This window comes from Nonomuraea sp. MTCD27 (assembly GCF_041950495.1).
Classification (GTDB): Bacteria; Actinomycetota; Actinomycetes; order Streptosporangiales; family Streptosporangiaceae; genus Nonomuraea.
This window is the reverse complement of record NZ_JBGNUW010000006.1, coordinates 215,096-231,387: the sequence shown is the minus strand read 5'-3', so window position 1 is coordinate 231,387 and position 16,292 is coordinate 215,096. Positions and strand designations below refer to the sequence as shown.

General features: G+C 74.2%; 11 protein-coding genes. 7 read left to right on the top strand and 4 right to left on the bottom strand.

Annotated features, from left to right (window positions below; genetic code table 11):
• Positions 1-160: 160 nt before the first annotated feature.
• The gene (locus ACBJ59_RS19985; RefSeq protein WP_375111711.1) at positions 161-2,632 is read left to right on the top strand and encodes a protein kinase; all 2,472 of its coding nucleotides are present in this window, start codon (positions 161-163) and stop codon (positions 2,630-2,632) included.
• 303 nt (positions 2,633-2,935) lie between these two features.
• On the opposite strand, the gene ACBJ59_RS19980 is transcribed toward ACBJ59_RS19985, so the two are convergent.
• Both ACBJ59_RS19980 and ACBJ59_RS19975 read right to left on the bottom strand, forming a co-directional pair.
• Positions 2,936-4,387 carry a PepSY-associated TM helix domain-containing protein gene (locus ACBJ59_RS19980; protein ID WP_375111710.1) on the bottom strand — a complete coding sequence of 484 codons (1,452 nt, stop codon included), beginning with the start codon at positions 4,385-4,387 and terminating at the stop codon, positions 2,936-2,938.
• Positions 4,388-4,624: 237 nt separating this feature from the next.
• Positions 4,625-5,251, bottom strand: coding sequence for a hypothetical protein (locus ACBJ59_RS19975; RefSeq protein WP_375111709.1), 627 nt, complete (start codon positions 5,249-5,251; stop codon positions 4,625-4,627).
• A 402-nt stretch (positions 5,252-5,653) separates the two neighbouring features.
• Between ACBJ59_RS19975 and ACBJ59_RS19970 the strand changes: the two genes are divergently transcribed.
• Together ACBJ59_RS19970 and ACBJ59_RS19965 are read left to right on the top strand one after the other, a co-directional pair.
• Positions 5,654-6,151, top strand: coding sequence for a histidine phosphatase family protein (locus ACBJ59_RS19970; protein ID WP_375111708.1), 498 nt, complete (start codon positions 5,654-5,656; stop codon positions 6,149-6,151).
• Between the two features lie 2 nt (positions 6,152-6,153).
• On the top strand, positions 6,154-7,164 hold the full coding sequence (locus ACBJ59_RS19965) for a hypothetical protein (RefSeq protein WP_375111707.1): 1,011 nt from the start codon (positions 6,154-6,156) through the stop codon (positions 7,162-7,164).
• A gap of 9 nt (positions 7,165-7,173) precedes the next feature.
• On the opposite strand, the gene ACBJ59_RS19960 is transcribed toward ACBJ59_RS19965, so the two are convergent.
• A complete protein-coding gene (locus ACBJ59_RS19960) occupies positions 7,174-8,082 on the bottom strand; it encodes a polysaccharide deacetylase family protein (protein ID WP_375111706.1) in 909 nt (302 codons plus the stop codon).
• 257 nt (positions 8,083-8,339) lie between these two features.
• Entirely contained in the window at positions 8,340-9,233 is an 894-nt protein-coding gene (locus ACBJ59_RS19955; RefSeq protein WP_375111705.1) for a LysR substrate-binding domain-containing protein, read from the bottom strand.
• Positions 9,234-9,344: 111 nt separating this feature from the next.
• Here ACBJ59_RS19955 and ACBJ59_RS19950 point away from each other — a divergent pair, with 111 nt between their 5' ends.
• Genes ACBJ59_RS19950 through ACBJ59_RS19935 form a run of 4 tightly spaced genes read left to right on the top strand, consistent with a single transcriptional unit; the run spans position 9,345 to position 16,279 of the window.
• Entirely contained in the window at positions 9,345-10,106 is a 762-nt protein-coding gene (locus ACBJ59_RS19950) for an enoyl-CoA hydratase/isomerase family protein (RefSeq protein WP_375111704.1), read from the top strand.
• Positions 10,103-11,620 carry an acyl-CoA synthetase gene (locus ACBJ59_RS19945; protein WP_375111703.1) on the top strand — a complete coding sequence of 506 codons (1,518 nt, stop codon included), beginning with the start codon at positions 10,103-10,105 and terminating at the stop codon, positions 11,618-11,620. The genes ACBJ59_RS19950 and ACBJ59_RS19945 overlap by 4 nt, the downstream gene beginning before the upstream one ends.
• Before the next feature lie 9 nt (positions 11,621-11,629).
• Positions 11,630-12,946, top strand: coding sequence for an MFS transporter (locus ACBJ59_RS19940; protein ID WP_375111702.1), 1,317 nt, complete (start codon positions 11,630-11,632; stop codon positions 12,944-12,946).
• Between the two features lie 57 nt (positions 12,947-13,003).
• The gene (locus ACBJ59_RS19935; protein WP_375111701.1) at positions 13,004-16,279 is read left to right on the top strand and encodes a glucodextranase DOMON-like domain-containing protein; all 3,276 of its coding nucleotides are present in this window, start codon (positions 13,004-13,006) and stop codon (positions 16,277-16,279) included.
• Positions 16,280-16,292: the final 13 nt, after the last annotated feature.

Genomic DNA, 16,292 nt, shown 5'->3' with positions numbered 1-16,292 from the left:
CGGAAAATGAAGGGCCAGGAAATAATAAGTGACTTTTCTCTGACTATTTCCCGGAAATTCGGCCTCGACCGTCTATATCGCCTTCTGGGGTAATCCGGTGGGGTGCGGTGAATCGTAGTATCCAGTGCTGAGGCTTCCGCAGATGGTGAAGAGGTGGGCATTGTCACGTCCGCGACCGGGACAGGACCTCGGGCGGATCGCCGGATACCGGCTCACCGGGTTTCTCGGAGAGGGCGGGCAGGGAGCGGTCTACCTGGGGCTCGACCCGTCCGGCGACCAGGTCGCGATCAAGGTGCTGCATGGCAGGATGTCGGAGGACGCCGAGGAGCGCCGCCGGTTCTTCCGGCAGGTGGAGCTGGCGCGCCGGGTCGCCCCCTTCTGCACGGCCCGGGTGCTCGACATGGGGATGTACGACGAGCGGCCGTACATCGTGAGCGAATTCGTACGCGGCGATTCCCTCGAACGGGCCGTCAGGCAGGACGGGCCCCGCACCGGCGGCGGCCTGGAGCGGCTGGCGGTGGCGACCGCGACCGCACTGGCCGCCATCCACCGCGCCGGAGTCGTGCACCGCGACTTCAAACCGGGCAACGTCATCCTCGGGCCCGAGGGGCCGGTGGTGATCGACTTCGGCATCTCCCGCGCTCTCGACCACGCCGTCACCCAGACCGGGGCGGTCGGCACGCCCGGCTACATGGCGCCGGAGCAGGTCAGCATGGATTCGGTCGGCCCGGCGGCGGACGTGTTCAGCTGGGCTGCCACGATGGTGTTCGCGGCCACGGGGCGCCGCGCGTTCGCCGGCGACTCGGTGCCGGCGGTGCTGCGGGCCCTCCTGTACGAGGCACCGGACGTGTCGGGGGTGCCGGACTCGCTGCGGGGGCTGGTGGTGGCCTGCCTGGACAAGAACCCGGCACACCGCCTCACGGCCGAAGACCTCGTCCGCACCCTGACCGGCCACCCCACCCCCACCACCCCGACCCCGGCCACCGCGCCCTCAGCCACTGCGCCTCCAGCCACCCCGCCCTCAGCCACCCCGACCTCGACCACCGCGCCCTCAAGCGCCCTGACCCCGGCCACTGCGCCTCCAGCCACCGCGCCTCCAGCCACCGCGCCTCCAGCCACCGCACCTTCAGCGACAGCACCCTCAGCCGCCGCGCCTGGAGCGGGCGCGGCGTCAGGGGCAGGGACAGGGGCACCTGGAGCCGCAGCCTCAGGCGTAGGCGCAACTGCACTGGGAGCCTCAGCCGGATCGACGGCGCCGCCGGAAACCACAGCCACCGAGCCGGGGACGGTCGCCGTGCCGGCGGCAGACGCAGATGCGCCAGGTGTCTCAGGCCAGGCGCCGGGAGGAGGTGCGACGGCGCCCACGGTTCCAGGCCCAGCAGCGCCGGGCGCCTCCACCTCGGCGCCCACGGCGGGTGTGGCGGTGCCGGGTGCCTCGGCCGCTGTGCCGGGGTCGGTGGCGGCGGAGAGTGCGGTCTCCGCTGTGAGCCCGGCCGTGACCTCGCCCCTCCCTCAACCGCCCCCGCCGCCCTCGCCGTCCTGGCGACGGGTGCCGCCTCAAGCGGTGCTGGCCGCTGGGGTCGCTGTTCTTGCCGTGATCGCCGTTCTCGTGGTGTCGATGTGGCCACGGACGACCGGTCCGAGCCCCGTTCTCGTCACCGGGCCGGCCACCGTGGCCGCCACCCCACCAGGTACGGAGATCGGCGACCCCCTGGCGGGACACACCAACGACGTGCGGGCGGTGGCCGTGGGGGCGGTCGATGGGGTGCCCGTCGCCCTGACCGGCTCGGACGACGAGAGCGCCCGCCTGTGGAACCTGCGTACCTCCCAGCAGCTCGGCTCCCCGCTGACCGGCCACACGGAATGGGTGCGGTCGGTCGTGCTCGACCAGCTCGACGGCGCGCCGATCGCCGTCACCGCGAGCGACGACGACACCGCCCGCGTCTGGGACCTGCGGACCGGCCGGTCGCGCACCCTGGCCGGCCACACCGGTGACGTCAAGTCGGTGGCCACCGCCCGGATGGGCGGGCGGCACGTCGCCGTCACCGCCTCCGCCGACGGTACGGCCCGGGTGTGGGATCTGCGTACGGGCAAGCAGTACGGCAAGCCGCTCACCGGCCACGACGGTGCCGTCTGGGCGGTGGCCGCCGGGCAGGTCGGAGGTGCGGCCATCGCCGTGACCGCCGGCGACGACAAGACCGTGCGGGTCTGGGACCTGGCCACCGGCAGGCAGCTCGGCGCGCCGATGACCGGGCACGCCGGATGGGTGCGGTCGGTCGCCATCGGGAACCTCGACGGGGTTCCCGTGGCGATCACCGGTAGCGAGGACATGACCGTGCGGGTCTGGGACCTGACCACCCGGAAGCCCCTCGGCGCACCCCTCACCGGGCACACGGCCCCGGTCTGGTCGGTGGCGATCAGCAACCTGGGCGAGGTGCCGGTGGCGGTGACGGGCAGCGAGGACAAGACGGCCCGGGTCTGGGACCTGCGCACCAGGAAGCAGCTCGGCACGCCGTTCACGGGGCACGACGATGCCGTCTGGTCGGTGGCGATCGGCCTGCTCGACGGCCGGCCGATCGCCGTCAGCGCCAGCCGCGACCAGACGGCCCGCACCTGGACCCTCGCCCGCTGAGCACCCCTGCCCTGGACCCGCCGAGCGCCCCCGGCCTTGAGCCCGCTGAGCACCCCCGGCCCTGAGCCCCCTGAGCGTCCCTACCGCTGAGCGTCCCTACTCCGGACCAGCTCCGCCCGCTCCTGGCTCCGATCCGGTCCCCGCCCGTCCGGCGCCCCGCGTCCCGCGTCCGGCGCCCCGCGTCACCGGGGTGCTGGGGTGCCGGAGTGCTGAGGTATCGCGTCACCGGGGTGGTCGGGTGCCGCGTCACCGCGTCACCGCGTCACCGGGGCGTGCCGGAGCGCTGGGGTGCCGGGGGCATCGTCAGCCGAGTACGCGGGTGGCCGCCGGGATGCGGCGCAGCACCAATCGGTCCAGCAGCAGGACCGCCACCATCGTGGCGCCCGCCAGCGGGAACAGCAGGCCGAGCAGCGCCATGATGGCGATCACCCCGTACGCCGTCCGCCGGTCCGTAGCACGGGCCGGGGCACCGGCCCGGCCGCGGGGGCGGCGCTTCCACCACATCCACGCCCCCGTGACCACCAGCGTGATCAGTGTCAGGCAGGCGCCGAGCATCACGATCAGGTTGGCCGTGCCGTAGCGGCGGCCCTCGTGCAGCGCGACGCCCTGCTCGACGGCCTTGGCCAGGACGCCGTACTCGGCCCAGCCGTAGGAGACCAGCACCCGGCCGCTGTACTGGTCGACGTGCAGGGTCTGCGCGGCCGACGGGTCGCGGCGCGGTTCGGCCACGATCGTGTAGACGCCCCGGGGACCGTCGGGCAGCAGCACCTTGAGGTCGCACTCGACGGGCGGGCACGCCCTGATCGCGGGCCTGGCGGTGGCGAGGGCGGCCTCGACGGGCAGCGCGCCGGGCTGCAGCACGCCGTGGGTCCCGCCGTGCCCGGCGTGCCCGTCCTGCGAGGCGGGTACGGGCAGCCGCTCCGCCGCCCACGGCACCTTGGCGTCCGGGTTGGCGGACAGGTCGCCGGACAGGGGCGGGGTGGAGGTGTGCGGGTAGTCGTCGGCGTTCGGGTAGGTCGACCCGGTACGGTCCTGGATGCGCTGCAGCCCGTCACCCCACACGCCCGACCACGGCAGACCGGACACGACCAGGAACACGACCACCGCGCCCCCGCCGACCCCGGCCAGGATGTGCAGCCTGCGCAGCCGCCCTCGGGCCGAGCGGGTCGCCCTCTTCCGGGTACGCCGGCCGCTCCACCACAGGTACGTGCCCGTGGCGACGAGGATCAGCGCCCAGCACGCGGCGATCTCCACCACCCGGTCGCCGATCGTGCCGGACATGAGCTCGCCGTGGATCGTCCGCACGACCCGCATGAACGTGGCACCGTCGTCGATCTGGCCGACCACGGCCGCCGTGCCCGGGTCCACGTACACGGAGATGCCCTGCGCCCAGGGGCCTGAGTCGGCGCCCTGGAGGATGACGCGGGTGGTGCGGTCGGGGGACGTGGGCGGGATGACGGACATGACGGGCGAGCCGGGAAGCGTGCGCTGGGCGGCGGCGATCTGCTCGGACAGGGGGAGTGCCGTGGTGACGGGGCTGGCGAGGGTGCGGACGTCCTGGTAGCGCCACTCCTCGAAGGGTTCCTTGAAGAGGTAGATGGAGCCGGTGATGGCCAGGACGAGGAGAACGGGCGCGACGAACAGCCCGGCGTAGAAGTGCCAGCGCCAGACGGCCCGGTAACGCTGGGAGGCGGAGGAGGCGGTGGGAGCAGAGGGTGGCGGGATGGTTTCCGGCCGGGTCTCGACAGAGGTCATGGGGGGCTCCGTTCCGGAGGCGCGCACGCGTACGTGGACAGCGCGCGCCGCGTTGCGAGCTGGGGGTGAGGGCGTGGCGGTGCGGCGAAGGTCGCGCGTTACGCCACGCGGATGCGCGAAGGGGATGAGGGGGCACGCGGACGCCCGGCGTCAGACGGCCGTACGTCACGTGATGAGGGCACGCGGACGCCCGGCATCAGACGGCCGTACGTCACGCGAGGTCGAGGTGTCGATCCCCTAGCGCGGTGGTCCCCGGCGGCACAGAGCCCAGGCCAGCACCTGGGAGGTGCGGATTCCCGCGGCCGGGCCCGCCGCCACCGGTCGTGGCCGGCGGGCGGGCACCGGGGGCAGGCTGTCGCGGGCGGCGGTCAGGAACGCCCACAGGTCGTGCAGCGAGCAGGCCAGCAGCCGCAGCAGCGCCGCCAGCGCGGTCTCGCCGCGGTCCAGCCACCAGGCCGACAGCGTCGCCACCAGCACGTGGGCCAGCAGCATCCCGGCCCCGGCATACAACCCGCCGCCGCCATGGTGATCGGGCAGGGCGGCGGGGCCCATGCCGGGGCCCATGCCGGGGCCCGTGGTGAAGAGCTGGTGCATGCCGTACTGGGCGGCGAAGGAGGCGGCGAGCAGCGTACCGGTGGATCTGCGGCGGCGGGCCAGGACGAACGCGCCCGCTCCCGTCACCACGGTCGCCGCGACCACCGTGCCCAGGTCGGCGATCGGGCCCCCGGCCAGCACGTGCATGCCCAGAGCGGCGAGCACGCAGACGACGGCGAACACCGCCGCACGCAGCCCGCGCAGGCCGGGCCGCCCGGCCTGCGCGGTGTCCCTGCTGCCGGTGCCGCTTCCTTTCTCGTCGGGGTTCATGCGCGATCACCGCTCACACCGACAGATACGGCGGGCAGGCGGCCGGAGTTCAAGGGATGTGACAGGGATTCAGGTACGGCCCGGCTCCCACGGGGTGCGGCTGGAGCTGTTGGAGGTCCTTTACATGGGTTTGCGGTGGGTGGGCGTAATGTCCGGAGGGTGAGGTCCGGCCTGGCGCTGCTCGCGTCCGTCTGCCTCCTGACGGGATGCGGCGGCGGAGCCGCACCCGTGCGCCCGACCTCACCGCCCCCACCCGCCACACCCACTGCCGCGCCACCCGCCACACCGACCGCCGCCACAAGCGCCGCACCGACCGCCGCGACAACCGTCGTGCCGACCGCTACGGCGAGCGCTGCGCCGAGCGCCACGGGGTCCGCGTCGGCGGTTGCGGGGGCCGGGCTGGTGCGGTTGTTGCGCGGGGGCGGGCACGTGCTCTACCTGCGCCACACCGCGACCGAGAGCACCCAGGACGACCCCGCCCCCGACCTGGCCGACCCCGCCACCCAGCGCCAGTTGTCCGCCGGGGGCAGGGAGCAGGCGCGGGAGATCGGGCGGGCCGTGCGCCGCCTGGAGATCCCGATCGGGCAGGTGCTGGCCAGCCCCTACCGCCGTACCAGGGAGACCGCCGAGCTGGCGTTCGGGCGGGTACGGGAGACACGCGAGCTGATCAACGAGATCTACCCCGGCGCCGACGACGAGGAGCTGGCCCGCGCCCTGCGTGGCCTCCTGCGCCGGCCGCCGGATCCGGGCACCAACACCGTGCTGGTCTCGCACGGTTTCAACCTGAACCGCGCCACGGGCCTGACCTCGGCCGAAGGAGACATGTTCGTCTTCTCGCCCGGCCGCGGGGAGCCGGTGGCGACGATCGGGGTGGACGATTGGCGATCACTGAAGGAGTAGCCGTGACCCGCCTGGCAGCCGTACTCGCGATGCTGATCACGCTCGCCGCCTGCGCCGGTGAGCAGCCGTCAGCGACCCGGCCCAGCCCGCAGCAGTCGGCGACGGCGCGGCCACAGCCGGCCGGGCCGGCCGTCGAGCGGTTCGACGTGCCGCAGGGCGCGGGGCCGCACGACGTCGCCCCCGCGCAGGACGGCGGCGTCTGGTTCACCGCCCAGAACGCCGGCTACCTCGGCCTGCTCGACCCCGGAACCCGCGAGGTCACCAAGGTCCCGCTCGGCGACGGCTCCCGGCCGCACGGCGTCATCACGGGCCCCGGCGGGCACGCGTGGGTGACCGACAGCGGGCTCAACGCCATCGTCCGCGTGGACGCGGCCACCCTCCGGCCGCGCACCTACCCGCTGCCCGGGGACCGCGCCGGCGCCGACCTGAACACGGCGGCGTTCGACCGGGCGGGCGTGCTCTGGTTCACCGGGCAGAGCGGCGTGTACGGGCGGCTGGCCCCCGACTCCGGCCGCATGGACGTGTACGACGCCCCCGGAGGACCGGGCCCGTACGGCATCACGGTCACGCCGGACGGCGACGTCTACTACGCATCCCTGGCGGGCGGCCACATCGCCAGGATCGACCGGGACACCGGCCGCGCCACGGTCCTGGAACCCCCGACCTCCGGGCAGGGCGCGCGCCGCGTCTGGTCCGACGAGGAGGGCCGGGTCTGGGTCAGCGAGTGGACCGGCGGCCGGCTGGCCCGCTACGACCCGGCCACCGACCGGTGGAAGGAGTGGCCGCTGCCGGGCGACGCCCCGCAGCCGTACGCCGTGTACGTGGACACCGGCGGCACCGTCTGGGTCAGCGACTTCGGCAGCGACCGGCTGCTCGGCTTCGACCCCGCCACGGAGCGGTTCACCCCCGCGAGCGGTGAGGCCGCGGGGGTGCGCCAGATCCACGGCAGGCCGGGCGAGGTATGGGGCGCCGCCTCGGGACAGGACGCGCTCCTCCTCGTCCGGACGGCCTGAGCCGGCGGGTCAGGTCAGGCCGAGCGGGCCGCCGCTGTAGACGATCCTCGGCGGCCTGCCCCCGAAGAGCCGGCTGACGGTGACGAACTTGTAGCCGCGCCTGGACAGGCTCTTCAGCACCTTCGGCATCGCCGCCACCGTCGTGGGATGGATGTCGTGGAACAGGATGACGCTGCCCGGCCGCACCGACTTGATCGCCTTGCGGGCCACCTTGGCGCTGTCCCGGTGACGCCAGTCCAGGGTGTCCACGCTCCACAGCACCATCGGCCGCGTGGTCTGCAGGCGGACGGTCGCGTTGAGCGCGCCGTACGGCGGGCGGACGAGCTTCGGCCGGACGCCGGTGGCCGCCTTGATGGCCTGGTCGGTACGGGCGAACTGGGCGCGAATCCCGGCGACCGACAGCTTCGTCAGGTCGGGGTGCGACCAGGTGTGGCTGCCGATCTCGTGCCCGGCCGCGTACGCCCTGCGGACGACGGACGGGTTCGCGGCGACGTTCTGGCCGACGACGAAGAACGTGGCCCGGGCCCGGTAGGCCGACAGGTGGCGCAGGAGCGCGTCGGTGTACCGGCCGGGGCCGTCGTCGAAGGTGAGCGCCACGCACTTGGCGCGGCGGCAGTCGACCGGCTTGGCGGAGGCCGCGTGGATCGTGGTGATCAGCGGTTCGAGCGAGGCCGCCCGGGTCGCCTCGGCCCACACGTTCCGGGCGGCCGCGTGTGACGAGCTGAGCCACTGGGCCCGCGCGCCCGAGGATAAGATCCCCGGGGTCCCGCCGGCGCCGGCCTGGGCCGGGTCCGCGGTCGTGGCGAGGTGGCCCGCGCCGCAGGTCGCCGTCAGCAGGACGGCCGTGGCGATCGTCCTCGCCGTCCCCTGTCTCGCCCCGGCCCGGGCAGGCCGCGGCGACATCGCGCCGATGTTCATCGATCCCCCTTGTGCACCGCCCCCGGTGCGTCACCCCTGAGCGACGACCCTGGCAGCCGCCAGGACCGTTCCAACGGATTGGACTACCGTCGTTCGCCCTTGGTTCGCGGGAGACCGCTTCCCGGATGACACGCCCGCCGGATCAGGAGCCGGCCGGGGGCAGCGGGGGCGGCGGGGGCGCCGACAGGGGGCTGGGGCAGCACGCGGGCGGCGACAGGCAAATCGGCGGCAGCACGCGGGCGACGACCCGGGACCGGTCAGGTGTGGCCGACCTCGCGCAGCCCCGCCAGGGCCGCCTCGGCGAACGCCGTGACCACCTCGCCGCCCTGCACCGGCGGCCACACCACCGAGGTGGACCAGGTCAGCCGGGGCTCGTCGATCGGCCGCCAGACCAGCCCGGCCGGCAGCTCGTCGTAGGGCTCCTCGTTCAGGTGCGCGCCCAGGCCGGACATGACCAGGCCGTGCACGAAGTCGGGGTTGCGGGCGTGCCGGATGGCGCTGGGCAGGAAGCCGTTGTCGCGGCACGCCTCCAGCATGTGGTCGTACAGGTGCGGCGCCATCTCGCGCGGGAAGATCACCAGGGGTGAGCCGTCGAGGGTGCGCAGGCGTACGACGTCCTGGCAGGCGGCCCGGTGGCCGACCGGCAGCACCACGCCCAGCCTGCGGTGCACGACCTGGCTCGACTCCAGCCCCACCGTGTCGCAGGGGTGCCTGACCAGGCCCGCGTCCAGCTCCTCCGCGCGCAGTTTGGCGAGCTGGCCGGCGGTGGTCAGCTCGTGCAGCTCCAGCAGCACGTCGGGGACGCGCTCGGTGAACCCGGTCACCAGCGTCCTGAGCGCCATCGGCGTGGTGTCCGGCGGCACGCCCGCGCGCAGCACCCCCGACGCGCCCGGCCGGATGCGGCGCATGGCCTCGCGGGCGGCGTCGGCGCGGTCGAGGACGCCCCGGGCGTGCTCCAGCAGCAGCGCGCCGGCCTCGGTCAGCGAGACGCGGTGCGGGTTGCGGTCGAACAGCCGCATCCCCAGCTCCCGCTCCAGGTCGCGGATGCGCTGGGACAGCGGCGGCTGTGCCATGTGCAGCCGCTCCGCCGCCCGCCCGAAGTGCAGCTCCTCGGCCACGGCGACGAAGTAGCGCAGGTGGCGTAGCTCCATCGGCCTCACCATATCGCTCTGGTATGGCCAAGGGTCGACATTGGTGTTGGCCACCGCCCGGTCCCACCTGGTTGTATCCCGGCAAGCCCGTTGACCTGCGAAGGGACGCTTGTGACTGTGCTGCTGGACCGCGATGGACCCGTCGCGGTGATCACCCTGAACCGGCCGGAGAAGCTGAACGCCTGGACCGCCGACATGCGGGAACGGCTGATCGAGCTCCTGCGCGAGGCGGGTGCCGACCCCCAGGTGGGCGCGGTCGTCCTCACGGGCGCCGGGCGGGCGTTCTGCGCCGGCCAGGACCTCGGCGAGACGGCCACGATCGACCCCGACGACCACGCGGCCTCCGACGCCTGGATCGACGGCTTCGACCGGCTCTACCGGGCGGTGCTCGACCTCGACAAGCCGGTCGTGGCCGCGGTGAACGGGGTGGCGGCCGGGTCCGGGTTCCAGTTCGCGCTGCTGGCGGACCTGCGCATCGGCCACGCCGGCGTCCGGATGGGCCAGCCGGAGGTGCTGTCCGGCATCCCGAGCATCACCGGCATCTGGGCCATGTGGCACGTCCTCGGCCGCGCCAGGACCACCGAGTTCGCGCTGACCGGGCGGCTGGTGCACGGGCCGGAGGCGGAGCGGCTCGGCCTGCTGACCAGGCTCGTCGGCGAGGGAGAGGTGCTGACGGCGGCCCTAGCGCAGGCCAAGGAGCTGGCCGCGCTGCCGCCCGGCGCCGTGGCCCTGACCAAGGGACGGCTCCGGGAGCTGGAGCGGGAGGCGCTGGCCGACGCGGTGGAGGCGGCCAAGAAGGTGCACGCCACCGCGTACGCCTCCGGCGAGCCGCAGCGGGAGATGACCCGATTCCTGCGGGAGCGTGCCCGATGACCGGGTGGAGCGTTCCCGAGCGCTACAACATGGCCGTGGACGTGGCCGACCGCCACCCGCGCGAGAACCTGGCCCTGATCTTCGAGGACCACACCGGCGCCCACGAGGAGATCCGCTGGGGCGAGATCCAGGACCGCTCCCGCCGGATCGCCGCCTGCCTGCACGGTGCCGGGGTACGCCCGGGCGACCGCGTCGCCGTCATGCTGCCGCAGCGCACCGACACGCCCGCCACCTATCTCGGCGTCCTGCGCACCGGGGCCGTGCTGGTGACCATGTCGCTGCTGTGGGCCGACGACCAGATCTCCTACCGCCTGGCCGACTCCGGCGCGTCCGTGCTGGTCACCGAGGCCGGCGCGGTGCGCAGGGCGGGCGGCTACGAGGGCGTCGTGGTGGACGTGGACGACCCGGCGATCGGGCGGTTCGTCCCGGAGTTCGAGGACGCCGACACCGCCGCCGACGACCCGGCGCTGATCTTCTACACCTCCGGCACGACCGGCCCCGCCAAGGGCATCGTGCACGCGCACCGCACGCTGCTCGGCCACAACGAGTTCGAGGTCTGCCACGATCTGCGCCCCGGCGACGTCTTCTACGGCGCGGGGGAGTGGGCCTGGTCGATGGCCAAGCTCATGGGGCCGCTGCGGGCGGGGGCCACGCACTACGTCTACCGTCCCGCCGCGGGGTTCGACCCGGCCGGGCTGCTGGCCGGAATGGCGCGGAACGGGGTGACGACCGGCCTGGTCAATCCCACGTTCCTGCGCAAGATGCGGGAGCGGGTGCCGGACGCGGGCATCCTGCACCCACAGCGCTTCCGCACGATCTGCTGCGCCAACGAGCCGCTCACCGCCGACCTGATCCGCTGGTTCCGCGACCAGTTCGGGGTCACGCTGCTCGACTACTACGGCTCGACGGAGTCGTACCCGCTGATCGGGAACTTCCCCGGCACGCCGGTCAAGGAGGGCTCCATGGGCCGGCCGCTGCCCGGCTGGGACGTGGCCCTGCTCGACGAGGAGGAGCGGCCGGTCCCCGCGGGCGAGGTCGGCGAGATCTGCCTGCGGGCGCGGAGCAACCCGCAGTTCCCGCTCGGCTACTGGAACCGCCCGGAGGCCACCCGCGAGGTGTTCGGCGGCGAGTGGTTCCGCACCAAGGACCACGCGCGGGTGGACGAGGACGGCTACTACTGGTTCCTCGGCCGCGTCGACGACGTGATCAAGACCTCCGGCTACCGCGTCGGCCCCGACGAGATCGAGGAGGCGCTGCGCGCCCACCCCGCCGTCGCCGACGTGGGGGTGGCCGGGGTGCCGGACCCCGTACGCGGCCAGGCCGTCAAGGCGTGGGTCCTGCTCTCGCCCGGTCACCGGCCGGGCGAGGAGCTGGCACGGGAGATCCGCGAGTTCGCGAAGACCACGCATTCGCGCTTCGCCTACCCCCGGGAGATCGAGTTCGTCGACGAGCTGCCCCGATCGGCGACCGGGAAGATCCAGCGCGCGCGGCTCCGCCAACGGAACGCCAAGTAAGGAGCGAGCATGACCCCCCAGGATTCCGCGGCCGTCCGGCGCAAGGTCACCATGGCCTCCGCGATCGGCAACTTCGTCGAATGGTTCGACTCGGCGGCGTACGCGGTGATGTCCGCGACGATCGCCGGCCTGTTCTTCCCCGACTACGACAAGTCGGCCGCGCTGCTCGCCACCTGGGCGATCTTCGCCGGCGGATTCGTCGCCCGGCCGCTCGGCGCTGCCTTCTTCGGCCGGTACGGCGACCGCCTCGGCCGCAACCGCATGCTGGCACTGACCATCCTCACCATGAGCGGCGCCACGTTCCTCATCGGCATCCTGCCGACCTACGCCTCGTGGGGCATGGCGGCGCCGATCCTGCTGTTCCTGCTGCGCTGCGCCCAGGGTTTCTCGACCGGCGGCGAGTACACCGGCGCGTCGGCGTTCATCGTCGAGTACGCGCCGGAGGGCCGCCGGGCCCGCTTCGCCGCCGCCGTGCCCGTGACGGTGGGCCTGGCCAGCGTGGCCGGATCCGGCGTCGGGTTCCTGATCACCTCGACGGTGACCGCCGAGGCGCTGCAGAGCTGGGGCTGGCGCATCCCGTTCCTGCTGGCCGCGCCGCTCGGGCTGATCGGGCTCTACCTGCGCTCCAAGGTCGAGGACACGCCCGTGTTCCGGTCGCTGGAGCAGCACGACGCGGTGGAGCCGGCGCCGCTGCGCGCGGCCGTGCGCCGCTGCGGCCGGCAGATCGCCACGCTGTTCGGCTACAGCATCACCAACGCCGTCGGGTACTACCTGATGAGCAGCTACATGATCGCGTACATGTCGGAGGAGCTGGGCTACTCCAAGAGCGAGTCGCAGCTCACGAACGTCGTGTCGATGCTCGCCTACAGCATCGCCTGCCTGTTCGCGGCCGCGGCCAGCGACCGGTACGGGCGGCGGCCGATGCTGATCATCGCGTGCGCGGGCTTCGTGCTGCTGCCGCTGCCGGCGTTCTGGCTGATGGGCTCCGGGCTGGCCGGGGCGATGGTCGGCACGTCGCTGCTGGCGATGCTGGTGTCGGTCATCGGCACCTCGAACGTGCCGGCGCTGGTGGAGATGTTCCCGGCGAAGGTGCGGGCCAGCGGCTCGGCCATCGGGTACACCGCCGCGTACGTGCTGTTCGGCGGCACCGCCCCGTTCGCCGCGACCGGGCTCGTCGCGGCGACGGGCAGCGCGATCGCGCCGGCCTTCTACATGGTGGTGATCGCCGTGGTGTCGCTGATCGTGGTGCTGACGTCGTTCAAGGAGACGCGCGGGCTGCGCCTGGACCGCGGGGTGGACGCGAAGGCGCCGGCCGCGCGGGCTTGACAGCCGGCCGGGGCTGGTCTTCTCTCGACCCATCGGGGTCGGGAGGGGAGCCCTGGCATGCCAATCCGTCGATCCGTCCTTGCCCTGATCATCGCTCTGGTCGCCGCGGGCGCGCCGGTCGTCGTACCGGCCGGTCCGGCGCTCGCCGGGGCGCCCGCGCCGGGCGCGCCCGGCGCGGCGTCGCACTTCGGGATGGCCCGCAAGGACTGCGTGGGCACGGCCGCCGGCCGCGCCTCCAAGGTCTGGTACACCGTCGCCGGCGGCGTCCTGTCCGACGTGTACGAGCCCACGATCGACAACACCAACGTCGAGACCATGCAGTTCGTCGTGACCGACGGGAAGACGTTCACCGAGCTGCAGGCCCGTGACACCACCTACCAGGTGAGCACCGACCGCTCCGGCATGACCTGCACGATCACCTCGGCCGGCCGGAGCGGCCGCTACCGCCTGACCACCACCTACGTCACCGACCCGGGCAGCGACGCCGTCGTCGTGCGCACCCGCCTCCAGCCCGCCGGCCTGCGGCTGTACGTGCGGCTCGACGCGAGCGTGAACGGCAACGGCGGTGGCGGGCAGCCCAACGGCGGCGCCGACAGCGGCGTGGTGGACGGCCCCACCGGCGCCCCCGTCGTCTGGGACGCCAACACCGAGACCTCCGCCCCGGCCCGCGACTACGCCGTCCCCACGTACCTGGCGCTGCGGGCCGAGCGGCGCCTGCCGCGGGCGAGCGTCGGGTACGCCGGCACGCCCGGCGACGGCATCGCCCAGCTCGACGCCGCCCGCGAGCTCACCCCCTACACCGAGGCCCCCTCCGGCAACGTGGCCGCCACCGCCCGGCTGCCGATCGACGGCAGGGGAGAGGTGACGTTCGCGCTCGGCTTCGGGCGGAGCCGGGCCGCCGCGCTGCGCACCGCCGGGGAGGCCGCCGCCCGCCCGTTCGAGAGCACCCGGGCCCGGTACGAGGCCGGCTGGGCCGCCTACGACGCCGGGCTCCGCAGGCCGCCGGACGGGCTGGGCGACCTCTACCGGCTGTCGGCGAACGTGCTGAAGGCCAGCGAGGACAAGACGTTCCCCGGGGCGGTCGTGGCGTCCCTGGCCAGCCCGTGGGGGCAGGCGGTCGGCGCCGGGGAGCTGGTCGGCGGCAAGGCGGTCTACTTCGGCTCCTACCGCGAGGTGTTCTCCCGCGACCTGTACGAGGCGTTCACCGGCTTCCTCGCCGCCGGCGACGTGGCCACCGCCCGCGCCACGGCCCGCTTCCTGCTGGAACGCCAGCAGCTGCCCGACGGCCGGCTGCCGCGCAACTCCCTGCTGAACGGGAAACTGGCCCCCGACTCCGGCGGCGACCAGCTCGACGAGACCGCGTACCCGCTCCTCATGGCCTACCAGGCGGGGCTGGCGGGCGACGCCGGGCTGTGGCCGCACGTGCGGGCGGCGGCCGACTTCGTGGTCTCGCACGGGCCCGCGTTCGGCGTGGAGCGGTGGGAGGAGCAGTCCGGATTCTCGCCGTCCACGATCGCGGCCCAGATCGCCGGGCTGGTCGCGGCCGGGGAGATCGCCGTCCGGCAGGGCGACCAGGATCGGGCCAGGATCTACCGGGCCACGGCCGACCACTTCGCCCGCTCGGTCAAGGCGTGGACGGTCACCACGACCGGCCCGTACGCGCCCCGCTACTTCCTGCGCCTGTCGCGCACCGGCGACCCGGACGCGGCGGTGTCGTACAACCTGGGCAACGGCGGTCCCTCCGAGGACCAGCGGCGCGTGGTGGACGCGGGCTTCCTGGAGCTGACCCGGCTGGGCATCCTGCCGCCCGGCGATCCCGACGTGCTGGCCAGCCTGCCGGTCGTGGACCGCGTGCTCCGGCGCACCACCGCCCGCGGCCCCGGCTGGTACCGCTACGGCTCCGACACCCCCGGCACCGAGGACGGCTACGGCGACTGCCACGAGCCCGACCCCACCTCCTGCGCGCCGTCCGGCCGGCCGTGGCCCACCGGCAACACGGGCTCGGGCCACGTGTGGCCGGTCCTGGCCGGCGAGCGGGCCGAGCAGGCGCTGCAGACCCGCGACCCCGGCACGGCCGCCGCGCTGCTGTCGGCCATGCGCGGGATGGCGTCGGGCACCGGCCTGATGCCCGAGCAGGCGTGGGAGAACCCCGACCTGGCCGCCTCCCCGTACGGCACCGACCCGGCCACCGCCTCCATCGGCTTCCGCGACGGCGGGCCCGCCGGCTCGGCGTCCCCGCTGACGTGGGCGCAGGCCCAGGTCGTCCGGCTCGTCCTGTCCCTCGGCTCCACCAGGCCCGTCGAGCAGCCCGACGTCGTACGGCGCCGCTACGCGACCATGCCGCAGGCCGCCCCGCTCACCGTCACCGCCCCGGCCGACGGCACCGCGGTCCCCGGCTCGTCGGTGGCCGTCGAGGGCACCACGGCCCCGGGAGCGCGGGTGGACCTCGCCGCCACGCCCATCGACACCGGCGCCCCCACCCGGGTCGTCTCGGTGCGTGCCGGCTCGGACGGCGCCTTCTCGGCCGTGGCCCCGGTCTCGTTCGGGGAGGTCGTGCTCACCGTCACGGCGACCGCCCCCGACGGCCGCACCGCGTACGCGCGGCGCACGGTCATCGGCGACATCGTGGGCGCCACGACCGTGCTCGACGTCGCCGACCCGGACGGCGACGACGACGGCCCCGGCACCTACGCCTACCCGACGGCCGCCGACTTCCACGACGGGGCGTTCGACCTGCGCAGGTTCCAGGTCATCACGGACGCGAGCACCGTCTACCTGCGCGCCGAGCTGCGCGACCTCAGCCCCACCTTCGGCAACCAGATGGGCGCCCAACTCCTCGACGTCTACGTGCGGGACCCGGCCGTGGCCACGACCTCGACGGAGGCGGCGTTCCCGCAGCGCAACCACCGGATCGCCGAGCAGGACGCCTGGTCGCAGCGGGTGGAGGCGCAGGGGTTCGCCGCGCCGGTGTGGGTGACCGCCGCGGGAACGGCCGTGGCGGGCGCGGCGGTCCGGGCGTCCGGCACCACGCGGACGATCACGATCGCCCTGCCCAGGACGGCCTTCGGCACGCCGGGGCCGGGGTGGCGCTTCGCCGTGGTGCTCACCGGCCAGGACGGGTTCAGCGCCGACCAGGCCAGGGGGTTCGCCGCGACGCCGCAGCCGTACCAGTTCGGGGTGTGCGCGCCCGGCGGCACCGGCCCGCTGTGCGCGGTGGACCCGGGCACGGTGCCGAAGGCGCTCGACGTGATCGTCCCGGCCGGGCAGTCGCAGGCGGACGTGCTCAACCCGCTCCTCGGCCCGGTGACCGTCCCCGCGGTCCCGGTCCCCTGACCCCGGGACCGCG